Genomic DNA, 23,401 nt, shown 5'->3' with positions numbered 1-23,401 from the left:
TCGTACCCCGCTTTCACATTTTCGCTTTTGATTATAGCGCCCATAGTGCCGCCTCGCGTTACCTTCGGCGTAGTGAAGCGCCTTCTTTTTTTACGGCCGCTTCACATCCGTTGAATATTGCAGGACGTGCAGCAGCAGATTGCCTGCGGGCTGGCGTGGGACCGTGCGCCTCGAATTTGCCTGTAGAGGAAGACACAGCGAGTAGTGCCCGCCTGCCGAGACTCCTCACCCGTCACTGTGATCCCGTCGAAGGGCGACCACTACCCGCCTGGTCGCTACGGTCGACCTGCCCAACGACGATATGAGGGGAGGAGTCCGCGAGTCCGCCGCAAGCCAGACCGTTACCCCGAGGCCGTCGTCTACCCGGGCGCCGGACGGGCGATGTCACACCGCCGCGGCGAGCCAGGTCCGCAGCCAGCTGGGCCGGCACACCAATCGCGGCGAAGTCCCACCGGTGACGGAATGTGTCGGCGATGGCATAGGTGTGACGGGCATCGGTTTTGGCCCAGTACCGGGAAGTTTTAGGTTCGCCATGGTCGTGTTCGGTCGGTGGCTGTGGTGATGGTGAGGGTGATCTCCGTGTTGGGGGTCGGGGTGTTCTTCCTGGTCGGTCTGTAGGCGAAGGTCGAGATCGGGCGTTTGACGTGGCGGGGCTGGATCCTGGTTGGGCGGTGCAGCGGAGCCAGCTCGCGGGGGTGAAGGATGGCGCGGTGGATCACGGGAGTGAGCCGGCACCCCTGACGTCTTATGGTTCCAGTTGCGGTGAGCACTGTGTTGCGGGCGGTCCCGGATGGTCCCGGCCTGCAGTGTCGACAGCGATCTGTCGCGCGGCCTGGTAGACGACGAGCAGAGCGAACAGTTCCTGCTGGGCATCGTCGGTGTGGTGCGAGTGTGGCAACTATTCCAAATTCAAATTGCCGGTTTCGCCCGCTGCCAACTTGGCGGCAGTACCTGCCTCAGCAGTAATAATCCAGTTGGCTGAGGCATCGGCTGCCAGGGAAAGAGTGTCTACACCAGCCAGTAGTGAACTGCCCTTACTCAGGGTTTGGTATTGCACCCCGTCAGACCGGGTTGCACGTGTTTTCGGTGCATCCATGATAACCACCGCAACACCTTTTCCAGTCCGTCGACGAAATGCGGATAGATCCGCAGCCTGCACTGATCTCTCCTTGCTGTCTACGTGGTCGGGCGGTACATATTTTTGCACAACGATGAATGCCAGAGTTTCGGAGCTCCTTGATGCTTCAGACAGTTCGGACCGTAGTTGCCTAAGGCGGCTTACTCCACCCCCTTTTAGTGTGGCGCGCCCTGTGTCAAGGTATGTGAACTTAACCCCGCGATGCATGAATGAGCCCAGTGTTGAAATGTCACGGAGTTTACTTCCTGGAGATTTAGACATGTCAATATGTTTCTGCGCCGCTGGGTGATCTGAGAGGAGGAAGTCCACATCTTCGATATCGCGTGAGAGTAGTTTCTGAAATAGAGATACTTTTGTTGTTGGCGAGATCGCGAAGTGCCAGGATTTTTCGCTAATCTGCTTCAAGGAAACAGTTCCGTATCCCTCTAGTGAACTACTCAGGGCCCCCTGGGAATACCCGTCTTCTGCGGTCAGTGTGTCTACTACCAGCTGTCCGTCTGTGCTCAAGCCCTTCAGCGTCAGCGGACCCGAAGTGGGGCCTTCCAGAGGAAAATAGACCCGATGCCATTGTGTACCTCTCACTACAGGACCACTTGCCACTACCTCTTTCCCGGTCTCTGACATCAATCGGATCTGCAGCTCCGTATCAGGGCCGGTTCCGCGTACCCACAAACCCAGGGCACGAAGACCGGATGCAAATTTGATCACTTGTCGCGGGCTAACCGTGCCAGAATTTAGTCGCAAGCCCGAGCCTTCGTGACCATCCCTAGCGGCAGCCTCTGCACCGACCCACTGACCAGCATCGTTAAAGCTTACCGTTGGCCTTGGAACTCCTACGCTAATTGGAATTTCTGTCCGGATTCCGAGAGCTGGCACGATGGCCAGCAGTGTTCCTGAGGATTTAGCAACGAGGGAATTAACCGTGAATCCACCCTGGCCGTTACTCTCAACCCGCCAGAGAGAATGATCGTATTCCCACCGCACATCGCGTGCTTCGATGAGGGCTGATTGATTTCGAGCGTCATACCCAAAAAGCCGAACGGTATTTCCGTCCTTCCGATCCGTTAGCCGGATAGGCCCAGAATCACAATCAATTCGCACCATGGGGTCAAGGACATCGAACTGCACCGAGCCAGCCGGGGGCGAAGGTTTGCCGCCCACCAGGGAAGTAATCGGATTCATGAGAGGAGCGATCCGACGCAAAATATTTACGGCTTCGCGGTCCAGCATTCCGCGATCCGACTCAACATGCACTGTTGCACTTCCGGGGCGGATTCCACGAAAAACCCCATTCGTATGGATTGAGCCCATACCTGGGGTGGCCACTCGCCAACGGATCTCACCCGGGGAGGCAGGGGCCAATCGGTCATCATAGGCAGTTGCAGTGAACGTGCGCGAAAGGCCGGGAAAAACACGGGAAGCGCCCCAGGCTGCCTCAACCAGATAGCCAGCAGCCCTCCCTGTGCCGCTGGGGACTGAGATTAGCAATCCATTGGGTACCTGCCGTTCTTTGCCGTCGGACGGAGAGTTCTCGAGACGCAGTCTTGAATCGCCGGCCTGGGCCGCAAGAAGTGTCGCTGACCCACCGCCATCGAGGTTCAGAGCGTTATGTGATCCCCGGTCGCGCATGAGGCGGCCCAAGGCGGTGAGGGTGATTCCGGCGCTGTCGCGTTGCCTCCCATCAATCACCACAATCCGCATCACTTTCCCATTTTTGGAAAAGCCAACGGCCGTTCTAGGAGCGGCTGTGTTGTTTTTGATCCCATCGTGATTCTGGGAGATTCCACCGATTACCAACTGCTCCCGGCCACCTACTGCAGACGACGGAAGGAGACCGTTATTAGCTTCGGCCTGAATCTCCATTTTCACCCGATCCCCCTCTCGGAGTGCTGCCAACTCCCCAGCGGATGTTCCGAACCCAGCCAACCGTGTGACGCCCGATGGCGGAGCGCTCGGGTTGTCATGATGATGTACCGCAATCACCCTATCGTTGCGTACGTCAACTTCGGTGACGACGCCTTGTGGTAGGTGAGAGTATCGACCCATCCAGGCATAGGTATACGCCATAATTCCGTCCATCGGAGGCCTTGCACTGTTGTAACCAGTTAGCTGCCTGACCTTTCCGCTCGGCAGTGTGACTGTTGATCGGAGAGCGATCTGCAGTACACGCCCCAGAGCACCAGGACCAAATCCGACAGCATATTCTGAGCCTGGTACCGGAGAATGAAGCAGGCGCCCTTGGTCGATTCCCGGGCCCAAAGGGGCCCCGGTCTTGCGGATATCAAAGAAGTCTCCGTTGAACGCAGCTACAGGCCGCCTGCCGGGTTCTGCTTGGCGATGGTTTACAGCATCTGTCACAGTACCTGGGCCTCCGAGGTAATCTACGCGCAAGCCCGGTGAAGCAAGATCGACGGTAAGTTCGTCAACTCGCAACCAGTGGTCGTCTTCTAGTCGATCAAACGACTCAAGACGGACACCAGGTGCGATGGATCTCGTCGTCTGCTCAGTCACGATTCCTTCCGTGGCCACGGCATCAGATGGAGGGAGGACCAAAGCCAATAGAGCGAGAAACGGCAGCGATCGCGCCGTAGTGCGGGAATCGAAGAAGGCAGGCATCTGCCTAGCATCCACAGTGCAGCGAAAATGATCAGATAGACACACGACTCTGCCATCCGGTTCACTCTTCTGGCGCGGCCTCTCTATCACCGCGGATCGTGAAACTGTGAGCCCTACGGCGAAGGCGCAGGGCACGGGCGGGCGCTCCTGTTCTGGGACACTGAGCAGCAAGGCTGAAATCGCACCACCTACTCGACCTGGCCATCTGCGTAGTCTGCGGCGCGGCCGTCGATTCCTAGGAGTCAAGGAACAGGTCGGCCACCCGAAACAAGAGCAGCAGGCCTGGCCGGAGGGAGTCGGCCAGCCGTTCAGGCCCGGAGTCGGCCAGCCGAAGTCCTGTCCTGAGAGCTCGTAACACGATCATGAGTCGGGCCAGTTGAGACGTCGCCAGCAGATGAGGGCGCAGGCGAGGGAGACGGAGGCGTCGTGGAGTTCGGTGCGGCGTTCCCACCGGACGGCGAGGCGTTTGAACTGGTGGAGCAGGGCGGAGGTCTGCTCCACGACGTAGCGGAGCTTGCCCATGCCCTTGATGTTCGGGGCTCCTTTGCGGGAGATGACGGGCAGGATCCGGCGTTTGCGCAGCTCTTCGCGGTTGGGGGTTGGAGTCGTAGCCCTTGTCGCCGAGCAGGGCTTCCGGACGCCTTCGGGGTCGGCCGGGGCGGCCGGCGACAGGTGGGATGCCGTCGACCAGGGCGAGGGTCTGGGTGACGTCGTTGACGTTGGCCGCGGTCGTGATGACTTTCACCGCGGCCGTCGCAGATCAGGTGGTGTTTGCTGCCTGTCTTCCACCGGTCGACCGGCGACGGACCGGTGTCGGCGCCCCCCCTTTTCGCCCGGATGTGGGAGCCATCCACGCAGGCCCTGGACCAGTCGAGGCGGCCGGCCGCGTTCAACTCGGCGAGGAGAGTGCGGTGCAGCTGGTCGAAGACCCCCGCCTGCAGCCACCGTTCCAGCCGCCGCCAGCAGGTCTGCCCTGAGCCGAACCCCAGCTCCATCGGCAGGAGTTGCCAGGCGACGTCGTTGTAGAGGACGTAGAGGATGCCCTGCAGGCATAGCCGGTCCGACACGGCAGCTGTAGTTCGTGACGGGTGAGGTTCCTGGGGGCCTTGACCCCGGATTTTGAACACGTCTATGCGGCTTGGTCCAGGGTAGTTGCTGCTGCTTGGAAGCCGTTCTCGTAGGCGATCGGGGAGCGCTGACCGAGGTAGGAGTGCCGTCGGCGGGTGTTGTATCGGGTCAGCCAGCGGAAGGCGTCGAGCCTGGCCTCGCGCTCGCTCGACCAAGCCTTCCGGCCTTTGAGGGTCTCCCTCTTGAAGGCGGCGTTGAAGCTTTCCGCGGCGGCGTTGTCCGCGCTGGACCCGATCGCGCCCATACTCTGCCGGACCCCTGTTGACCTGCAGGTTTCAGCGAAGGCCCTACTCGTATATTGCGAGCCGTGGTCGGTGTGCATGATCGCTCCGTTCAGGTTCCCACGGGTCCGTTCGGCGGCCGTCAGGGCGTCGATGACGAGCTCGGCGCGCATGTGATCTGCGATCGCCCACCCGGCCAGCCGGCGTGAGGCGAGGTCGATGACGGTCGCTAGATAGAGCGGCTTCGAGCCGCTGACCGGCAAGTATGTGATGTCGCCTACGTATTTCGTGTTCAACACGGCTGCGGTGAAGTCTCGTCCGATCAGATCGGGGGCCTTCGCCGCGGCCTGGTCCGCGACGGTGGTGCGGTGCCGGCGGCGCAGGCGGACTCCCTCGAGTCCGATGGTCCGCATGATCCTGGCGACGCGCTTGTGGTTGATCACGGGGCCGCCTTCGTCACGGAGTTCGGCGGTGATCCTCGGTGCTCCGTAGGTGCCGTCGGAGTCCTGGTGGGCCTTGCATATCCGGGCCGTGATCCCGGCCTCGACGGCCTGCCGGGCCGCCCTTGCAGCCGCGGTGCGGCGCCAGTAGTAGAAGCTCGAGCGGGCCAGGCCCAGGATGTCGCAGAGCCGCTTCACGCCGTGACGGCGCTGGTGATCCTCAACGAACTGGCAGCGGTTCACCAGCGCGTCTCCGTCGCGAAATACCGGGCCGCCTTGCGAAGAATGTCGCGCTCTTCCTCCAGCTCACGGATCCTCTTGCGTGCCGCGGCCAGCTCCGCCTGAACGTCGTCACCGCCGGTCCGGGCAGCGGCCGGCGGTGCGGAATGGGTGCCGGGGCGGTGTCCGTCGGCGGCCTTGATCCAGTTCCGCAGCGTCTCGGTGTTCACCCCGAGATCGCCGGCGACCGACTTGATCGTCGCTCCCGGCCTCGACCGGTACAACGCGACCGCGTCCGCCTTGAACTCGGCGGGGTAATGCTTCATCCCCACGGGGACTCCGTTCTCCTGGACCATCAAGATCCAAGTCTCTCCGGTGTCCAAAATCCAGGGTCAAGGCCCGCCGCCGGGTGGCCCGCCTGATGCGACAGGCCGGTCTGACCGGCAGGCACCGACGACGCCGGCACCGCACCACCATTCCCGACCCACACGCGTCCACCCGGCCTGACCTGGTACTTCGTGACTTCCAGCCCGATTTGTCGGCCCTCGACACCCGCTGGTGCGGGGACATCACCTATATCGCCACGAGCGAGGGCTGGCTCTATCTGGCCACCGTGATCGACATCGCCTCACGCCGCGTCGTCGGCTGGGCGACAGCCGACCATCTGCGAACCGAGCTCGTCGCCGACGCGCTGCGGACCGCCTGCCGAACTCGCCGTCCATCCGGTCCGGTGATCTTCCACTCCGACCGAGGCTGTCAATACACCAGCCGTGAACTCGCCGTCCTGGCAGATGAGTTCGGCATCCGCCTGTCGGTCGGACGGACTGGGCAATGCTGGGACAACGCGCTCGCGGAATCGTTCTTCTCGACCCTGAAGAACGAGCTGGGCGACACCGACCCCTGGCCGAGCCGGGCTGCTGCCCGCACGGCGATATTCGAGTGGATCGAGAGCTGGTACAACTTGCACCGGCTTCACAGCAGCCTCGGCTACCGCAGTCCCGCTGAATACGAGACCGCTCTCGCGGCCTGACCACCACACCAAAGGTGCCCGTCAAAGCGGAACAAGCTCAGTCAAACCCGGAGCGGTTCAATGTCGAGGATGCCCGCTCCAAGGGGTTGGCCACCGGATTCGGGCACACGTGGGGGCGACTGGTCCACTTGGCCAGCTCCTCCTCGGACCACGAACAAGCCTGTGCCCCAGGTTGGACGACATGAGGTGCTGGATAACGTGGCCTAAATCATCAGTGAACCTCTTCCAACCTGACGGGTGGTTGGATCGGGGTTCCCGGTGGTGGGCATGAAGAAAGCTCCTGGTAGACGGGTTCACGACCAAGATCACCAGTCCGCCAGGAGCTCTCGTGCTTGTCTGCCCGTCCGCCATCGATCTGTCCAGCCGCACCCTGCAGCACCTCTCCGGTCTTCTCGCAGGTCACCGCCGCCGCATTGGTTCCCGCTGGCGGTGCCTCACTTGTAGCCGGCAGGCCCTGCTCGTCCTCGCTCACCTGCGCTGCGGCGACACCTACGCCCGCCTCGCGGCGGGTTTTCGGGTTGGGATCGCGACGGTCTACCGGTACATACGCGAGGCCGTCGACCTCCTGGCCGCCCTCGCGCCCACGCTCGAACAGGCCATGCAGACCGTGCGGAAGAAGGCGTACGTGATCCTCGACGGCACCGTGCTGCCGATCGACCGCATCGCCGCCGACCGGCCGTACTACTCGGGGAAGAAGAAGCATCACGGCATGAACGTGCAGGTCATCGCCGATCCGGCCGGGCGTTTGATCTGGGCATCGGACGCGCTGCCGGGGGTGTTGCTTGCCGTTCAAGATGAGCATGGGGTTGTCACTCAGGATGAGCATGTGCGGCGATGAGAATGCCCTGCCGGACTCCGTCCGGCAGGGCATTTGATGCTCACGGTGTCACTGGGATGCTCATTGTGCCGTTCGCGAGGGTGGTCATTCCTCTGTGACTTCGGCGACGGCGGCGCGGGCGGAGGACTCGTCGACGATGGACTTGTTGTCGGCGTAGGCGGAGAGCAGGGCCTGAACGGCGAGGTTGTTGACGGCGCGGGGGTAGCCGCGGGCGGTGTCGTGGATCAGGGTGATCGCGTCGTCGGAGAACAGGGTGTCGCTGCGGCCGGCGAGTGTGAGGTGGTGGGCGAGGTAGCTGGTGGTTTCCTCGCCGGTCATGGGCGGCATGTTGTATCGGATCGCGATCCGCTGGTCGAGGGCGGCCAGCATGCCGAGTTTGATGTTCCGTCGCAGGGTGGGCTGCCCGACGAGGAGGCAGGCCAGCGGGCTGGTGGAGTCCATGTCGTGGTTCGTGAGCATCCTCACGGCCTCGAGCTGTTCGTGGTCGAGTAGGTGGGCTTCGTCGATGACAAGGACGGGGACGAGTCCTCGCTCTGCGTGTTCGGTGGCGAGTGCGTCGGCGGCCTGCGGGATGAGGGTGGAGCGGTGGGGTTTGGGGACGCCGCCGAGGCGGGTGACGATGGCCTGGTGGATGCCGGCGACCCCGACCGCGGGGTTGGGGATGTAGATGACGGTATGTCTGGGGTGGTCGAGTGCGTCGAGGGCGGCCCGGACCGCTACTGTCTTCCCGGCGCCGACCTCGCCGGTGATCACGCCGAGGCAGCGTTCGCCGATGCACCAGGTGATGCGGGCCGCAGCCTGGGCATGTGAGGAGTGCCGGTGCAGCATCCCGGGGGCCAGGTCTTTGCCGAATGGCATGGCCGTAAAACCGTAGTAGCCCTGGATTTTGTCTATCAACTCGCGTTTCTTTCCAGGTAGTTTGTGAAGTCGTCGAGTTCTCGGGCGGCCTGTTCGGCTCGGTGGTGCAGGGCCAGGGCGAGGAAGACCGCCCGTTCGGCCAGCGCGGGCCGTGGCTGGCCGGGCCAGCGGGCAGTTTGACGAAGTGCCAGGTCAAGGGCCTTGTCTCGCAGTTGTCGGGCGGCCGTCTCGACGTTTTCCAGGTGGCAGATACGGTCCTGGACTGGGTTTCCGCTGGTCACCGGTCCTCGCCCTGCGGATCGGGCGTCTCGCCCAGCAGTGCGGCGTAGTTGATCTTCTGCCCGAGTTCGGTGGTGCGGGCGGTGTCGACCAGGCGGAGGTAGTCGATACCGGTCGGCGGCGCCGGCGGTGTCGCCTCTGGGATCTCGGGCTTGGCCTTGGGGTGCGCGTGGCGCGAGATGCGGTGCGGGATGGCCAGGCCGAAGGGCCGGTTGTTGAAGCGGACTTCGATCTCGGTCATGCCGAACGGGTCGAAGACCAGCTCGACCTTGCGGCCGACGAGGGCAGGGTCGACGTTGTAGGTGTTGGAGTGCAGCGAGACGGTCGCGGTCTTGGCGACGGTGCGGTGCTCCGACCAGCGGAAAGCCTCCCGCAGCTGGGCCGGGGTCGGCTGCGGGAACGGGGAGCCGGCGAGCCAGCGTTCCATCGGCGTCTGCCCGGTCTCGGAGTGCACCGCCCGGTGATAAGCGTGCTCGGTCCAGGCCGTGAACAGACGATTGAGCTCAGCGAGATCGGTGATCTTCTCGTTGCCGACCTCGACGAGGAACTGGTCCCGCACTGTTCGAAAGAAGCGCTCGATTTTGCCGCGTCCCTCTGGGCGGCCCGGGGTGGAGTGGATCAGCTTGATACCGAGCCTCGCGCAGGCTCTGAGCAGGGCTTTGTCCACGAAAGCGGAGCCGTTGTCAACATAGACGCCTTCCGGGACGCCCCTCGCAGCCAGGGCCGGGCGGAGGGCCGCGGCGAGGCGGACGCTGTCCTCGGCGCCGCCCCACCGGTGCCCAACCACCGCCCGCGAATGATCGTCCACGAAAGCGAACAGATAGGTCTTGTGGCCTGCGATTTTCGGCCCGTGCAAGGCGTCGCCGACCCAGAGTTCGTTGGGGCGGTCGGCCTCGAACCGGCCGAAGGCGGGCGGCGGCATCCCGTCCGGGCGGGTCAGCAGCTCGAGGCGGCCCAGATGACGGTGGACGGTTCGATAGGACGGGCCCCAGCCCAGGTGCTGGGTCAAGATCCGTACCACCTGCGCGGCCGTGCGCGAGGGATTCTCCCTCTTCAACGCGGCCGCGAGGTCCAGGACCTCCTCCGGGGTCCGGGGCGTGACCTGCCTCGTCGGCGGCAGCAGGGCGTCGAAGCCGCCCTCACGCCAGTTGCGGAGCCACCGGTCCAGGGTGCCGCGGGCGACCGTGATCTGCCGGCCGAACGGGTCCGTATGCGTCGTCGCCGCCAGCCGGCGCACCATCGCGCCTCGCTGGCCCGGGCTCAGGGCAGGACCGGCCGCCTCACGTATCAACTGGTAGCGGAACAGCGCGACCTGGTGGGCCCGCTCGGCCCGCCGGCGTTCCTCCTCATCGGCCAAAGCCATCAGCACGACCTCCAAAAGGCTGCGGACATGTCAACGAGTCACCCTGGACCCGTGCCACCGCAGCCCGTCAGGGCCAACTCGTGTTGATCGATTTCACCCGGCCGACCACTGCCGGCCAGGAGCCAGCAGGCCGCCCTGGCTGACCGCTGAGGCCACCTGCCAAATCGGCGCGGTGACCATGGGGAACCGTGACCGGACCGCCCTCCAGCAGGCGATCACCGCCGCGACCGCGTCCGCGAACACCGTCGGCGCGGGCGCCGGCAGCACCCCGGCCGGGTCCTCCGCGAGAGCGACCAGATGAGCGGTGAACACCCCCGCGACCAGCCCGGCCCGGGCTGCGAACCGGCGCAGCCACCCCCGCACCGTCGTGACCGGCCGTCCCAGCCGGCCCGCGATCGTGCGATGCCCGGCGCCGATCGCCTTCATCTCCAGCGCGGCCCCGATCACCTCGACCACGTCCGCCCGCCGCGACAAGCCGCTGACCGGCAACAACACATGTGTCATCCCGCAAGCCGAACACCGTGAACGGCGCGGCCGTACCTCGAGCCGACCCATCTCCGGCCCTCGTAGTCCCCGCGGCCGGGCCCACCCCCACGGCGTCAGCATCCCGCCACACCCCAGGCACTCCAACTCACCCGCCACCAACCGCCGTTCGACATCAACGACGTTCGCCTCTACCGTGATCAAAGCGCCTCCGGGCGCACCCGAACGGCCCTCCCGGCTTCGCGACCAACGACAACGGGAGGGCCGTTTGCCGATCAAGACATGGTCACCGTGCCCCTCGGCACCCCGGAGATCAACCCACCTGCACCAATCACACCGCCATACTCATCCGGAACGGCACACTCCGGCCCCCACCATCACCATCCAGAGCGGCAATCAACACGGGGGCCACTCACGACCTGACCGCGGCCCGGACCCATGGCATTCCCGCCGCTCTCGCCACCGACGGCGTCAAGTGCTGGGCGGACAAGGCCTACCAAGGTGCGGGTGCTGCCGTCCGCGTCCCGTTCCGGGGCAAGAACCTTCGCGGCTGGCGCCGACGTCACAACCGGGACCACGCCAAGATCCGCAGCCTCGGCGAACGCGCCATGGCGACCCTCAAGTGCTGGCGACTCCTGCGGAAGCTCCGCTGCAGCACCACCCGAATCACCGCAGTCGTCCGAGCCGTCGTCGCCCTCGAACTCGCCAACTGATCAAGATGGAAAAGGCTCACTGGCAAATAAAACGACAACCCGTGCTGAGTCGTCGGCCAAACTGGTTTTTCACAGCCTTCGACGGTTGCGAAGCAGTATCCTGGACAGATATTGCCCTCGGGCACGTTATCGCCGCGCATCGACAAGTCACTCGCCACCACGAAGCATGCTGTTCGTTTTCCTGCCCAACGAGAAGGAGCAGAGCTCGAAGCCATCAGACACATCAACCTAGCGATCGCTCTCACAAGGCACTATCGGAACTCTGGTGACAGGCTCGATGGGCCCAGACAGCTTCCGAGCAGTCCACAAAATTACGCCCGCTCCGAGAACCAAAAGACATGCCGCGACAGAAATGTACAGAAGGAAAGAGTTAAGGCGGCCCGCCGAAAGGTAAGCCCCCGCAGAAACAGCAACGAATGCACACACTACCCGATCGATAAGCGACTCAACTGAAAGCAACATAACACGGCTACTATCTGGGGGTATGGCATCATTTACAATGCTGCGCTGTATGGGGTAAGCGAGCCCTCCAGTAACCGCAAAGAGACATAGCAATATCACGACACCAGAATCGCCCGAAACCACAATTACAGAGAGGCATCCAGCCATTGCGAGACTCAAGAAAAACACTGCAGTGGCACCTCGAAGATGGCGCAGAAGAATTCCGGGGCGTGCAGAGCCGATAGCTTCAGAAATCGCCATGGCCGACAGAACTAGACCATGGCGAGAGAGAGGAACATCTTTGGCTAGCAGAATCGGCTGGAATAGGTCAGACTGGCATATTCGTACAAGCGTAAAAACAGCTACACCTTGCAACATCAAGGGAAGTAGCTCTCGAGAAGTCCGAAATGCTTCAGGGAGGCGATTCAATTGCGAAAGGATCGGTATGGATTCGCGTCGGCTATTCACAGAATGATGAACATGCAGAGCAGGCAGAGCCAAAGCACACGCAAAAGCAGCCAACGATGAGAACGAACTGAGCCAGTAGGGAGCCGAATAAACTACTTCCATGAGTACGCCTGCTAGAGGCCAGCAGGCGACCTTTGCCAACAGTCCAAGTGATCTCGCAGTTCCTTCAGCTTGCGCGTAGTGCCCCACTGCCCCATGGGAAGCAAGAGCTTCATACAAATAGGTGCTCGCCGCTCCAGATACGAAAGAGCGGGCGGCTGCAATCATGACGAAGTGTGCAAGGAAGCCCAAATAATTCGGGCTGGCCACAGGAACTATGTTTGCCAGTGCCATGAGCAACGAACCTAGCAACAAAGAGCGCCGTGGCCCCAGGCGGTCGGCGACTGCGGCTGTTGGCATCTCCATAAGAAAGAACACCACGTAGTAAATGCTCTGAATACCAAAAATCTCAGCATCCGTAAGCCCTGCCTGGCTTTGGTAGATGTAGAAAATTGGCATCCACCAATGGAGGTTGAAAAGTACTTGAAAACCATTATTTAGTGCAACAATGCGACGCGCAGATGCTGATTCAATCGTATCGCCTCGAAAAGGGAGCCTTGGGATATTCCACTGCATTTCAAACTCTCTAGGGGATTAATGCAGGACGCAGCTGACGTGACGGGCCAGTAACGAACCGGCCCGTCACGTCTACACCTATAAAAAGGGCTCCGCCCCGTCTAATACTTCATATACTGTAAGGGCGGATTTGCAGAACCTGTAGAATTCCTGAAGCCGAGAGCAGCCATTCAATATCAAGGGCTGAAATATCTTGCTTTCCGCTAGAGAAGTGAGACTGAAGGAGTCGACCCGCGAGGGCTAGGGAGCCTAGCTTCTCCTTCGTTGAGGTATCGAGATCCTCCGTGGCAGAACCAAACGAGAGGGTTCGCCCTCCGCCCTCAACGGTGTTGTAGAGATACTGTATAGGTATAACTGTTCCATCAACTACCGCAGAAACCGAGTTCTCTGTGCAGTTTATGTAGACATTGCGGAAATCGTCGGGGCGCGCAGGGTCGCACGTAACCATAACACCACCCAGAGCGGCTGGTGTGTATTCTTGGATTATGACACCCATGTATGCATCTTGAAGAGCGATACCGGCCTGGTGTCGGAGACTGACGCTTCTCTGGGAGAAGAGAGAAGCCCAAACCTGTCGTATCGCCGAAGATAGACCTGAGAAGTCAGAGACACCGCCGACTGATTCGTAAATGCCTGCTGCTGAAAACCCTTCAAGGTCTTCTGCGTTCGAAGAAGAGCGCACTACTAGTGTGCTAGAAATGGTCAGATTCAGCGCCACTTTTGATTCGATTTCTGCGGAAATGGCAGCCGGAATATCCGTCGATCTAATATTCTCTTGAATCTCCCGGCAAAGTCCATCCAAAACTGAGAGTTCACCCTCTCTGAGGGCTTTTCTAAGTTCATCAATAGATCGAATAATCGCCGGATTTGAATTCAGGAAGCACTGCTGCATCCAGAACGGCAACGCGAGGCCAGACGGTGCACTGAGCGTCTTACCTATAAACGTTGAAGCATCTGTGAGAGTTTCTGCTTCCGATGGCGATTGAAGACGGTCGGCCAAATAAGGAAGAAGGTTCTTCCTCGGGTGCCGTGGAGTGGTATAAAAGGAAGTCAAGTTCCGGCTTCCGTTTAGCAGAAGATGGTGAAGTTCACCTATGTTTGCGGCCTTGGTGCCATATCGATGCCGGTCCGTTACGCGAAGCTGGCTGAGCAGAGAAATGGATGATATTCCCAAGTCAGGAGGGCACAATTTAATCTGCGCACTATTCCAATTAGGTTCTTCGAGATTCTGTGGTGCAGGGGATTTCTCTATCATAAGACCCTTGCTGGTTACTTCATATCTGACCCAGGAACCGTCCAGATCGTCCTCGTGGACTCGGACTTCAATATCTCGAATTATGGAGTTTGGTATTCCCCAGCCCGCAGCAAGTACGTTGGTATGCGACAAGGGGCTGACAGGTTCGCCGTTGATTATTCCAGCGACCCGAGGGATGTTATCTGGAACTACTGGCATGGCGACAATATCGTGCCACATAAGGGTATCTCGTTCCTCTTGGTACGCTTTAGCTGAGGAAAAATATCTGAGACGCCCCAGATTGAAAGCTATGTTGAGAACCATATAGTTTGAGCGGGCAAAGATATCGTGGCTACTGATCCGCGGGACCAGATTCGGGGGAACTGACTCCAGCTCTATCTCCTGTGCATGGGTAGCCGGCATGAGTACCAATTTTATGTCCCTGTCGAGGTTTTCTCGAACGAACGTGTAGAAATCGGTGAGCAGCGATGCGCCCATCGTGTCGCCATCTGTAGTCTCCAGGACCATGAAGCTCTCTTCGTGGGTCCCGATATCTACGACTGCTTTTCCTGAACGCGGTGACAATGTTCGCACTGACAGAATTCCCAGCATAAACCTGCGATTAGGGTCAGTGTAAACGCTAGCGTTGAAATAATCCAGGTCGTCTTCCAGCTGCTGCAATGTAATACCATTAATTTTCGTAGCAATATACTGTGCGTGAAACGTATGGACTTTAGTATCAAGAACATGCCATGTACGTTGGATGCGATCAATCACGATTTTTACATAAGGATATCCTGCCAACTCTCCGGCTAGCTCATCGAACAGAGTCCGATCGAGTCGGCATCCGATCATGGTCAAGTCATCGGTTACTGTTTCGTACATTTGGTGGAAACCTCCAAGCTTAGATTTCTCTTACCGGTTATTCAGTACGCCTAGATTTGCGATGTATACAATCCTCTAGATTCCATCGATCGGAGAAGGTTGTAATCGGAAATGACCTGGCTCTTCGTTTCGGACGCGAGGTATACATACCCCGGCGAGCTAACTAGGTCAGTAGTTGGCTTGATAATTGATCCTGATGCAGGCGAAAAGTTGATTGAAACGGCGCTGTTAATTCCCCTTATGGCATCGAGTGCGCCAGGGTTAACGCGCCCGGAGTAAGAGTTAATCAGTGCCACGTTCCGAATGCTTCCATTCGGCGAGAAACCTCTGTAGTCCGAAGGGAAAGACTCCGGGTTGACTAGAGAAGACGCGAAGAGACCTGTCTGAGATACTCCGCAGTGCTTCTCAACGATGTCAGGGTCAGTCGCCCCACCAAGCCTGGCCCCTGTCTCGATCAAAACAGGTCCACGTGGCGTAATAATTACTTCCGTGTGAGCCGGCGTAGAGGTAATCCCAAGTGCATTCAAGACGTCGAAAGTAAAGGAACTCAGCATCTGCGCAACACCACTACTCAGATCGACTGGTTCTTCATAATCATATATCGGAGTCTCAGAACTACCTACTCTCTTCGTGTAGCCCCATATCTCTGCGATGTGATGCCGACCATCTACCGATACGGTATTAATGTAATATTCGCTCCCTATCAATCTCTCTTGAATTAGGACTGAATGATTAACGTGGCCAAACACGTTAGTGGAAGTTAGAATTTCAAGGCAGGCCGCCTCCACGTCTGATGCGGTTCGGCAAAATCGGACACCATCTGAAGCGGCACTCGCAAGAGGCTTCACAACTACATCCATAGGCTGCATGGAATCAAACCATTGCAATCCGGCAGCGGAAGATTCGACCACAATACTTAGCGGTGTTGCCAACCCCGCTGCGCTAACAACCCTTGCCATCAACTCCTTGTTTCGTCGTGCTCTCGTGCCACCAGCCGTGTTAGTGGGGAGATTGAGTGTGAGAGCAAGATGTTCTGCGAGGGTTACTCCTGACTCAGAGCCTGCCACTACTCTCGATACCCCAAGATTCGCAAGCTGGCCCGCCAGCGAAAGGATTTCTGGGAAATGTCCGAAGTTCATACTATAGTTGCGTTCCTGGAAGGTTCGCAGGAGGTAGTCCGTGGTTTCGGGATGACTCTGTATATGGACACATTCCACCCCTGCGCTCTGGAGCCTAGCCGCCAGTGCAGATCCAGTAGAGTACCCATCCACAATTGCGATCTTCATAGGAGTCCCTTATCGAAATTAAAAAATTTTTGCAGGCTCTGCCTGAATATGGGAGTCTACTCTGCTAAGTGGCTCTGTCCAGCCATATCAAATTTAAGGCTCATGCATCGTCCCGCTTCGATGGCGCGCCGTCGACTTCAGTTGGGCAGTAAATGTCATGGAACAACGAGCCGCAAATTTTGCGACCCGGAGTTTCCGGTAACGTAAAGATTTCTGCACTTTTTTGACAGGAGGGACTCTTGGGGTGGTCCACTCCACGCGCGCAACAACGGTTGTCCCTTGAGGGATCCGTAGTTTATGCTCCCTGCCCTGCTCTACGGACTGTCAGATTCACGCCACAAGCCATAGAGCTCGTAACAGGATCTTGGTGAGATCCCCTGGTCGGGCGTAACTGGTGCGATGATTCGGCCGTTCGTGAGTGCGTGAGCACTCGGCCATGGATCGTGGACGACGACTTGTGGTCACTGAGCATTTTCAACTTGGCCACTGATCGGGTGACGAGGTGGTGGTGAAACGGGCAGAGCCCCCGGGCTGTTGAGCAAGGTATCGATGCTCAACTCTTCAGCCTGGGGGCTCTGTTGGTTCCCTGTCGTGCCGTACTCGATGTTGCGCATGCCCTCGTGGAGTGGGTGACGATGCTGATCGTCACCCGGGAGGGTGACCGCCGGTGCAAGCTGCCGCCCTCCGAGCGGGCCCTGGCCGCACTGGTGTACCTGAAGAAGAACGACACCCTGACTCAGATCGCGGCGGGTTTCGGGATCAGCGTGGGTACCACCCACGCCTACGTTCACGGCGTTGTGGCGCTCCTGGCAGGCCGGGCGCCGGGCCTGACCGCGGCTTTGAGAACGGCGGACGCCCGGTATGTCCTGCTGGACGGGACCCTCGCCGAGTGCGACCGGGTTGGTGACGGCCGCGCCGACTACTCGGGCAAACACCGCCGCCACGGGGTAAACATGCAGGTCATCACCGCGCCGGACGGAGCCCTGGTCTGGATCTCACCCGCTCTCGCGGGCCGGATCCACGATCTCACCGCGGCCCGTCGGCACCGGATCATCGCCACATGCATCCGCCTCGGCATCCCCGTCCTGGCGGACAAGGCCTACCAGGGAGCCGGCGACATCGTCGCCGTCCCACACCGCCGGCGACCCGGCAAAGACCTCACCGTCAAACAGAAGTCCGTCAACCGGGCACACTCCCGACTCCGGTGGCCCGTCGAGAGAGCCATCGCCCGGATCAAGACCTGGCGCATCCTCCGCAAAGCCCGAACCAGCCCGAACAAACTCACGTCAATCACCAAAGCCATCCTCACCCTGGAGGGGCACCGCTGAAAAGGTTCAGTGATCGGGTGACGAATGAGAGCGCGTAACGGACAAGGGAGGGCAGCCTCGTGTCGCGTCTGCGCCATCGGGCTCGCCGCATCCGGCCGCCGGACTCGGGGTCGCCTCCTCTACGTCAACAGGCCCCGGCGCATGCCCTCTGCGACCGCTGCCGCCCGGTCGGATACCCCCAGCTTCTCGTAGAGGTGCTGGGCATGTGTCTTGACCGTACTCGGTGCAAGGAAGAGCTCGTGGGCAACCTGGGGAATGCTGAGACCATCAGCGAAGAATGTCAGCACTTCCAGCTCCCGAACGCTGAAGGCAGGACCGGCGGTCTGCGCTCGGATGCGGATCTCTTCGGCCACACCGCCCGCCAGCCCGGTCGGAATAACGGTTTCGCCACTCGCTACACGGCGCACGGCGTCGATAATGTCCGCTCTCTTTGCATCTTTCAGTAGATAGCCGGCCGCACCGTTCTCCAGAGCGCGGAAGACGAATTCGCTGTTGTTGTAGGCGCTCAGTATCAGTATCCGTGTCGGTATCTGGTCGCGGACGACCGCGTGGGTCAACTCGATTCCGTCGACGCCCGGCATCTTGTGGTCGACCAGGGCGACGTCAGGAGTCAGTTCCTTTATCATCGCGAGGGCTTCGCGCCCGTCCCCAGCCTCACCGACGACTTCGATGGAGTCGCTCCATGCCAGGGCACGAGCGACTCCTTCCCGATACAGCGGATGATCGTCTGCGATGATCACCCGGATTTGCTTCAGCATTGGCGCATCACCTCAGACTGGGCACGCAAGAGTATGTCGAGCTGTCGCACCCAGAATAATCGCGGTCAGGGCTGTCGGCCCGGCGGCAGGCGAACGTCGCGGCGGCGCCCTGGACAGCGACGGCCTTGGATGGTGTCCTGCTGAGTGGTGTAGCTGGTCTTGGCTGGGATGTGCGCCCCTGCTGATGCTCCCGCGTGCATCGGCTGCTGGTGAATGCTCCCTGAAACGGGGCGGGCCACCGTGCAGATGTCCTTGGTGAACGGGCAGTTCAATCCAAGGAGTGCACGGTGGCCTTGTCCCAGCATGACCTACTTCGCCTGCTCGAGTCACTACGTTCGACAGACGGTCTTGAACTCGTCCGGGAGGTCGCCCAGCGACTGCTGTAGGAGCTGATCGAGGCCGAGGACAGCCCGGATCGGCGCCGAGCGGGGTAAACAGGCCGACACTCGCACGGCCTATCGCAACGGGCACCGGTACTACAGCCGTGAGTGTCTGTTGGGTGTGTGTCGCGTTGTTCTGTTCGTGGAGACGGAGCGTGCGGTGCGGGTGTGGTCGGGGTGGTTCGATGAGTTTTTCGCTTCGCTGGCAGGGGTGTTGGGTGGACCGGCGGCGGCTGGCGATGGCATATCTGAAGGCGTTGATCGGGCCGGTGGAGCGGAAGAACGGCTGGCAGATCGCGGAGTATGCCGGGCATGCGTCGCCGGAGCGGGTGCAGTGGTTCCTGGCCCATTCCACCTGGCTCGCCGATCGGCTGCGCGATGGTGTGCGCGCGTTCGTGGTGCAGCATCTGGGCGGGTCTGATGGGGTGCTGGTGCTGGACGAGACGGCGTTCATCAAGACGGGACGGATGTCGGCGGGTGTGGCACGGCAGAACGGGGATCACTGTCAATGCTCCCGCAGAATTGAGCACGCTCTGCTCCTTGGGTTCTAGCGCTTGTCGCAACACTCCTTGATCATGATGGGTGTGTTGATGGCGAGAGTGGGTCGTAAGCGCAGGCTCGAGGTTGAGGCGGAGTACTGGCGCCTTCTGCAATCTGGGGTGGGCACGGTCGAGGCATGCAGGCAGCTCGGGATCGGCAGGAAGACCGGCTACCGGTGGCGGTCGGAAAATGGCGGCCTGCCGCCGGAACGCGTGTCCGAGACCATGCATTCGGGCCGCTACCTGTCGCTGCTGGAACGCAAACGCATCGCCACCCTGCGCGAACACGGTCTGGGCATACGCGAGATCGCTGCACGGCTTGCCCGCTCACCCTCGACCATCAGCCGCGAGATACGCCGCAACATGCTCGAACACGACAAGTGCGTCTACGACGCCGACCTCGCCCACCACCGCTCCAGACAGCGGGGCGAACGGCCCCGAAGACCGAAGCTGCGACTCGACACCGAGCTCCGAGCCGAGGTCCAGGCCAGGCTCGACCTGGAGTGGAGCCCCGAACAGATCGCCGCCCACCTGCGCGCTCTGTGGCCGGACCGGCCCGAGCGACACCTGTGCCACGAGAGCATCTACCGGGCGCTCTACCAGGGTGCGAAAGGCGTCCTGAGCAGAACACTCACCAAGAAGCTGCGGACCGGCCGGCCGCTGCGCAAGCAGCGCCGCAAGGCCGACCAGCGCGCTCCGCGGTTCGCCGTGCCGGCGACACTCATCGACGAACGCCCGTCCGTCGTCGAGCTCCGCGAACGCACCGGCGACTGGGAGGGCGATCTCATCACCGGGCGGAGCAACCGCACCGCCATCGCCACACTCGTCGACCGCCGCACCCGTTACGTCCGCCTCACCGACGCCCTTCAGGACCTTCCCGATTTCGCACGTATGACGCTCACCTGGGACCAGGGCGCCGAGATGGCCTGCCACGACCGCCTCGCACCGCTGTTCCGCGACGGCGTCTTCGTCGCCCACCGCGGCAGCCCCTGGCAACGCGGCACCAACGAGAACACGAACGGCCTGCTCCGCCAGTACCTGCCGAAGGGCAGCGACCTCTCAGTCCACACCGCCGACGACCTCCAAGCCATCGAGGACCGCCTCAACAACCGACCCCGAAAGACACTGGGATGGCAGACCCCCGCCGAGCTCTTCGCAGGCGCTCTGACAGCATGACACCAGCAACGTTGCGACGATCATGCGAATCCACCTTAGAACCCAAGGAGCACCTGGGGGTCATTCTTACGGGAGCAACGACACCGCTACGACTGGGCCCTGGCCGAGGTGACCTGGCCCGGTGGCGCCGAGGACGGCCCCCGCCGCGGCTACACACACCTGCTCCTGGTCCGACGCCCGGTCACCGACCCTGCGAAGGTCGCCTACTTCGCCGTCCACGCCCGGGCCGGCACTCCCATCGGCGAGATCATCCGCGTGATGGGCCTGCGCTGGTCGGTGGAGGACTGCTTCGGGACCGCGAAATCCGACTGCGGCCTGGATCACTACGAAGTCCGCACCCGGGACGCCTGGCACCGCCACATCACCCTGGCGCGAACACACGAAATGGCTGGTGGAGGCGGAGAACGCCCACTACCTGATTGAGGTGCCCCGAAGTTCGCGGACTCCCGCCATGCAAGAGATACTTACCTTGACCAAAGGATAGGTAAGTGGCAAAGCGCACGACCCCGTACTCGGCAGAACTCAAAGAGCGAGTAGTGCGGGAAGTACTCGACAAATCACGCCCCCACGCGGATGTCGCCAAGGAGTTCGGTGTCACCGAGAGCTCGTTGAGTCGTTGGGTCGCCCAGTACCGGAAGCGGCACCTCGCAGGCGAACCGATGGCAGATTCCATCGCCGCGGACGAGCGTGTCCGCGAGTTGGAGAAGAAATTGCAGGAGGTCACCACCGAACGGGACTTCCTAAAAAAAGCGGCAGCCTTCTTTGCCTGCGACCATCGGTGACCGAGAAGTATGAGTTCATCGACGGCGAGAAGGACAATTTCCCGATCACGGGCATGTGCACCTGGCTTGACGTTTCCACCTCTGGTTTCTACTCCTGGAAAATGCGACCGGCTTCGCCCACTTTTGAGCGGCGTGAAAAACTGAAGCTCATCATTCGTCATGTCTTCGACGAATCCGATGGCACCTACGGATACCGCCGAGTTCACGCCGCCCTCGGCCGCAAGGGCGTCGAGGCAGGGCCCGAGCTGGTGCGTCTCCTGATGCGGGACCTGGACCTGGTCCCCTGCCAGCCAAGGCCCTGGCGGATCACGACCGTGTCAGACAATGATCAGCCGGCACTCCGGGACTTCCTCGGACGCGACTTCACGGCCGCCGCTCCCGGACAGAAACTGGTGGGAGACATCACATACATCCACACCTGGGACGGCTTCCTCTACCTGGCGACGGTGATTGACTGCCACACCAAGGCCGTTGTCGGCTGGTCCATGGCGAACCACATGAAGACATCCCTCATCTCGGACGCCGTCGACATGGCAGCGGGCAATATCAAGCTCGCTGATGGATGCATATTTCACTCTGACAGAGGAAGCCAGTACACTTCACAAGAGTTCCGAACGAAACTTCAAAGGATGCAAATGCGGCCCTCAGTCGGCAAGACCGGAGTCTGCTGGGACAACGCCATGGCCGAGTCTTTTTTCGGAGCCCTGAAGAACGAACTCGTGTATCGCACTACCTTCCCGTCCCGGGAACACGCACGCAAGGCGATAGTGCGGTACATAGAAGTCTTCTACAACCGTAGACGCCTGCACTCGGGACTTGGGTACAAGACCCCGCAAGAGGTTCACCGCGAATACGAGAAGATACAGCTCGCAGCGTAAGTTTCTCGCGCAAGCACAGTCCGTTTTCTTCGGTGCCCCTCAGATGATCGTCAAGGGCAACCAGCCCAACCTCCACGCGGCGATCAAGGCCCTGCCATGGAAAGAGGTGGCCGCCCGCCGCTACGACCGTGCGGCCGGGCACGGACGACGCGAGACCCGCTCGGTGCGCACGCTCACCGTCACGAGCCTCGGCCTGAACTTCCCCCACGTCGTCCAGGCGGTGAAATCCTGCGGCACCGCACCAATCTGAAGACCGGCAAGGTCACCCGCCAGACCGTCCACGCCATCACCGACATGACATCGTCACAGGCATCACCACAGCTCATCGGCCATATCGCAGAGCGCAATGGGGCATCGAGGCCGTCCACCACGTCCGGGACACCACGCTCGCGGAGGACGCCTCCCAGATCCGTACCGGACACGGACCGGCCAACATGGCCACCCTGCGTAACCTCGCCATCAACACCCTGCGGGACGCCGGCCACCACAACATCGCCGCCGGACTCCGAGAGACCTCCCACACGCCCTTCGTTCGCCCGCTCGACCTACTCGGACTGCCCCTGACCTGCGACGCAGCATGATCAACACGACTATGAATTAGCCCTGCATGACAGAGTGCCTCAGGAACTGCGCGGCCGAAGACTGCCAGTTGATCAGGGGGCGAAGCGGAAGCGCGCGTACACCGTCTTGCCTTCAGGCACCGTCTCGGATTCGCAAACGCCCCAGCTATCGGCAAGTGCCTCGACCAGCTGGCAGCCGAATCCTCCGGCCTCGCCCTTTTGCGAGTCGGCGGGTTCGCGCGGCAGCTGCGACGAACCGTCCTCGACCTCGATCCGGAACTCGTCGCGTTGCCAGCCGACCCGTACCTCGAGCGCACCCCCGCCGTGCAGGTAGGCATTCGTCACGATCTCGGACACGACGACCATGACTTCGTGGGCACGCTCCTCCCCTATGGCACGCTGCCCACTGCGGCGGCTGGTTTCCAGCATTCCCCTGACCAGGTTGCGCGAATGCCGGATCGCGCCTTGTGGGTGTCCGTCCGGCAGCCGATGGCTTTCGACTTTATATGAGATGTCCATGAGCCGTTCCCCTGCTCGTCTTGCACTGATGCCTCCATCTCACCGCGCACGACCGGGGTACGGATCAGACAGCCCGCCCGTGAAGTAGGGGAACCACCGCCCCCCAATCGGGCCAGATCCAACCGGTCGGGTCTGGTGCACGATCGGGTGACATCTGATCTGGCTTGCCCTGTGGGGTGGGTGGGAAGGATGTCGCTGTGCCCAAGCCTTATCCGGAAGAGTTCCG

The 23,401-nt window shown here is 61.1% G+C and carries 19 protein-coding genes and 4 pseudogenes; 11 read left to right on the top strand and 12 right to left on the bottom strand.

Going from position 1 to position 23,401, the window contains the following annotated elements; all coding sequences use genetic code 11:
- Positions 1–898 precede the first annotated feature (898 nt).
- The 3 genes and pseudogenes from AC3IYI_RS40350 to AC3IYI_RS40340 form a co-directional block, all read right to left on the bottom strand.
- Positions 899–3,184: a phosphodiester glycosidase family protein gene (locus AC3IYI_RS40350; protein WP_489412259.1), complete on the bottom strand. Its 2,286-nt coding sequence runs from the start codon at positions 3,182–3,184 to the stop codon at positions 899–901.
- Positions 3,185–4,114: 930 nt separating this feature from the next.
- Positions 4,115–4,986 (bottom strand): annotated as a pseudogene (locus AC3IYI_RS40345) (IS5 family transposase).
- Positions 4,884–6,094, bottom strand: a protein-coding gene (locus tag AC3IYI_RS40340; protein ID WP_489412258.1) for an IS3 family transposase whose coding sequence is annotated in 2 segments (ribosomal slippage) — positions 4,884–5,800 and positions 5,800–6,094 — 1,212 coding nt in all. Because the reading frame shifts where the segments join, the coding sequence is not laid out codon by codon here. Before AC3IYI_RS40340 ends, AC3IYI_RS40345 begins: the two are co-directional and overlap by 103 nt.
- 89 nt (positions 6,095–6,183) lie before the next feature.
- Here AC3IYI_RS40340 and AC3IYI_RS40335 point away from each other — a divergent pair.
- Both AC3IYI_RS40335 and AC3IYI_RS40330 read left to right on the top strand, forming a co-directional pair.
- On the top strand, positions 6,184–6,792 hold the full coding sequence (locus AC3IYI_RS40335; protein ID WP_489412047.1) for an IS3 family transposase: 609 nt from the start codon (positions 6,184–6,186) through the stop codon (positions 6,790–6,792).
- A 328-nt stretch (positions 6,793–7,120) separates the two neighbouring features.
- Positions 7,121–7,603 (top strand): annotated as a pseudogene (locus tag AC3IYI_RS40330) (transposase family protein); the annotation flags it as partial.
- A gap of 111 nt (positions 7,604–7,714) precedes the next feature.
- On the opposite strand, the gene AC3IYI_RS40325 reads toward AC3IYI_RS40330, so the two are convergent.
- The 4 genes from AC3IYI_RS40325 to AC3IYI_RS40310 form a co-directional block, all read right to left on the bottom strand.
- On the bottom strand, positions 7,715–8,488 hold the full coding sequence (locus tag AC3IYI_RS40325; RefSeq protein WP_489412046.1) for an ExeA family protein: 774 nt from the start codon (positions 8,486–8,488) through the stop codon (positions 7,715–7,717).
- A gap of 35 nt (positions 8,489–8,523) precedes the next feature.
- Positions 8,524–8,769: a hypothetical protein gene (locus AC3IYI_RS40320; protein WP_489412045.1), complete on the bottom strand. Its 246-nt coding sequence runs from the start codon at positions 8,767–8,769 to the stop codon at positions 8,524–8,526.
- Entirely contained in the window at positions 8,766–10,130 is a 1,365-nt protein-coding gene (locus AC3IYI_RS40315) for a DDE-type integrase/transposase/recombinase (RefSeq protein WP_489412044.1), read from the bottom strand. Before AC3IYI_RS40315 ends, AC3IYI_RS40320 begins: the two co-directional genes overlap by 4 nt.
- A 93-nt stretch (positions 10,131–10,223) precedes the next feature.
- Positions 10,224–10,634, bottom strand: a complete 411-nt coding sequence (locus tag AC3IYI_RS40310) for a helix-turn-helix domain-containing protein (RefSeq protein ID WP_489412043.1) — start codon at positions 10,632–10,634, stop codon at positions 10,224–10,226.
- Positions 10,635–11,017: 383 nt separating this feature from the next.
- Between AC3IYI_RS40310 and AC3IYI_RS40305 the strand changes: the two are divergent.
- Positions 11,018–11,326 (top strand): annotated as a pseudogene (locus tag AC3IYI_RS40305) (transposase family protein); the annotation flags it as partial.
- Positions 11,327–11,554: 228 nt separating this feature from the next.
- Here AC3IYI_RS40305 and AC3IYI_RS40300 read toward each other — a convergent pair.
- From AC3IYI_RS40300 to AC3IYI_RS40290, 3 genes are all read right to left on the bottom strand, one after another.
- On the bottom strand, positions 11,555–12,850 hold the full coding sequence (locus AC3IYI_RS40300; protein WP_489412042.1) for an MFS transporter: 1,296 nt from the start codon (positions 12,848–12,850) through the stop codon (positions 11,555–11,557).
- 109 nt (positions 12,851–12,959) lie between these two features.
- Positions 12,960–14,969, bottom strand: coding sequence for a PEP/pyruvate-binding domain-containing protein (locus tag AC3IYI_RS40295; RefSeq protein WP_489412041.1), 2,010 nt, complete (start codon positions 14,967–14,969; stop codon positions 12,960–12,962).
- Positions 14,970–15,019: 50 nt separating this feature from the next.
- Positions 15,020–16,255, bottom strand: a complete 1,236-nt coding sequence (locus AC3IYI_RS40290; RefSeq protein ID WP_489412040.1) for an ATP-grasp domain-containing protein — start codon at positions 16,253–16,255, stop codon at positions 15,020–15,022.
- A 578-nt stretch (positions 16,256–16,833) separates the two neighbouring features.
- Between AC3IYI_RS40290 and AC3IYI_RS40285 the strand changes: the two genes are divergently transcribed.
- Positions 16,834–17,583: a transposase gene (locus AC3IYI_RS40285; protein WP_489412039.1), complete on the top strand. Its 750-nt coding sequence runs from the start codon at positions 16,834–16,836 to the stop codon at positions 17,581–17,583.
- 119 nt (positions 17,584–17,702) lie between these two features.
- On the opposite strand, the gene AC3IYI_RS40280 is transcribed toward AC3IYI_RS40285, so the two are convergent.
- Entirely contained in the window at positions 17,703–18,341 is a 639-nt protein-coding gene (locus AC3IYI_RS40280; RefSeq protein ID WP_489412038.1) for a response regulator, read from the bottom strand.
- 287 nt (positions 18,342–18,628) lie between these two features.
- On the opposite strand from AC3IYI_RS40280, the pseudogene AC3IYI_RS40275 reads away from it, so the two are divergent.
- The 7 genes and pseudogenes from AC3IYI_RS40275 to AC3IYI_RS40245 form a co-directional block, all read left to right on the top strand.
- Positions 18,629–18,815 (top strand): annotated as a pseudogene (locus AC3IYI_RS40275) (transposase); the annotation flags it as partial.
- A 91-nt stretch (positions 18,816–18,906) separates the two neighbouring features.
- Positions 18,907–19,272, top strand: coding sequence for a transposase (locus AC3IYI_RS40270; RefSeq protein ID WP_489412037.1), 366 nt, complete (start codon positions 18,907–18,909; stop codon positions 19,270–19,272).
- A 39-nt stretch (positions 19,273–19,311) separates the two neighbouring features.
- On the top strand, positions 19,312–20,436 hold the full coding sequence (locus AC3IYI_RS40265) for an IS30 family transposase (RefSeq protein WP_489412036.1): 1,125 nt from the start codon (positions 19,312–19,314) through the stop codon (positions 20,434–20,436).
- Between the two features lie 108 nt (positions 20,437–20,544).
- On the top strand, positions 20,545–20,859 hold the full coding sequence (locus AC3IYI_RS40260; RefSeq protein ID WP_489412035.1) for a hypothetical protein: 315 nt from the start codon (positions 20,545–20,547) through the stop codon (positions 20,857–20,859).
- Between the two features lie 65 nt (positions 20,860–20,924).
- Positions 20,925–22,096, top strand: a protein-coding gene (locus tag AC3IYI_RS40255; RefSeq protein ID WP_489412034.1) for an IS3 family transposase whose coding sequence is annotated in 2 segments (ribosomal slippage) — positions 20,925–21,177 and positions 21,177–22,096 — 1,173 coding nt in all. Because the reading frame shifts where the segments join, the coding sequence is not laid out codon by codon here.
- Between the two features lie 43 nt (positions 22,097–22,139).
- Positions 22,140–22,346 (top strand): hypothetical protein, encoded by a 207-nt coding sequence (locus tag AC3IYI_RS40250; protein ID WP_489412033.1) that lies wholly within the window; start codon positions 22,140–22,142, stop codon positions 22,344–22,346.
- Between the two features lie 184 nt (positions 22,347–22,530).
- Entirely contained in the window at positions 22,531–22,677 is a 147-nt protein-coding gene (locus AC3IYI_RS40245) for a hypothetical protein (RefSeq protein WP_489412032.1), read from the top strand.
- Positions 22,678–22,749: 72 nt separating this feature from the next.
- Here AC3IYI_RS40245 and AC3IYI_RS40240 read toward each other — a convergent pair whose 3' ends face one another.
- A complete protein-coding gene (locus tag AC3IYI_RS40240) occupies positions 22,750–23,175 on the bottom strand; it encodes an ATP-binding protein (protein WP_489412031.1) in 426 nt (141 codons plus the stop codon).
- Positions 23,176–23,401 lie beyond the last annotated feature (226 nt).

This window comes from Streptomyces sp. GL_148, assembly GCF_057834205.1.
Note: the sequence above shows the minus strand (reverse complement) of the source record. Positions and strands in the feature narration are given on the sequence as shown.

What these genes read in the sequence shown, in the direction of transcription:
- AC3IYI_RS40350 (WP_489412259.1), bottom strand. Translation starts at nt 3,184, where the DNA reads ATGGGTCGATACTCTCACCTACCACAAGGCGTCGTCACCGAAGTTGAC.
- AC3IYI_RS40335 (WP_489412047.1), top strand. Translation starts at nt 6,184, where the DNA reads ATGCGACAGGCCGGTCTGACCGGCAGGCACCGACGACGCCGGCACCGC.
- AC3IYI_RS40325 (WP_489412046.1), bottom strand. Translation starts at nt 8,488, where the DNA reads ATGCCATTCGGCAAAGACCTGGCCCCCGGGATGCTGCACCGGCACTCC.
- AC3IYI_RS40315 (WP_489412044.1), bottom strand. Translation starts at nt 10,130, where the DNA reads ATGGCTTTGGCCGATGAGGAGGAACGCCGGCGGGCCGAGCGGGCCCAC.
- AC3IYI_RS40310 (WP_489412043.1), bottom strand. Translation starts at nt 10,634, where the DNA reads ATGACACATGTGTTGTTGCCGGTCAGCGGCTTGTCGCGGCGGGCGGAC.
- AC3IYI_RS40300 (WP_489412042.1), bottom strand. Translation starts at nt 12,850, where the DNA reads ATGCAGTGGAATATCCCAAGGCTCCCTTTTCGAGGCGATACGATTGAA.
- AC3IYI_RS40295 (WP_489412041.1), bottom strand. Translation starts at nt 14,969, where the DNA reads ATGTACGAAACAGTAACCGATGACTTGACCATGATCGGATGCCGACTC.
- AC3IYI_RS40290 (WP_489412040.1), bottom strand. Translation starts at nt 16,255, where the DNA reads ATGAAGATCGCAATTGTGGATGGGTACTCTACTGGATCTGCACTGGCG.
- AC3IYI_RS40280 (WP_489412038.1), bottom strand. Translation starts at nt 18,341, where the DNA reads ATGCTGAAGCAAATCCGGGTGATCATCGCAGACGATCATCCGCTGTAT.
- AC3IYI_RS40270 (WP_489412037.1), top strand. Translation starts at nt 18,907, where the DNA reads ATGAGTTTTTCGCTTCGCTGGCAGGGGTGTTGGGTGGACCGGCGGCGG.
- AC3IYI_RS40265 (WP_489412036.1), top strand. Translation starts at nt 19,312, where the DNA reads ATGGCGAGAGTGGGTCGTAAGCGCAGGCTCGAGGTTGAGGCGGAGTAC.
- AC3IYI_RS40250 (WP_489412033.1), top strand. Translation starts at nt 22,140, where the DNA reads ATGATCGTCAAGGGCAACCAGCCCAACCTCCACGCGGCGATCAAGGCC.
- AC3IYI_RS40245 (WP_489412032.1), top strand. Translation starts at nt 22,531, where the DNA reads ATGGCCACCCTGCGTAACCTCGCCATCAACACCCTGCGGGACGCCGGC.
- AC3IYI_RS40240 (WP_489412031.1), bottom strand. Translation starts at nt 23,175, where the DNA reads ATGGACATCTCATATAAAGTCGAAAGCCATCGGCTGCCGGACGGACAC.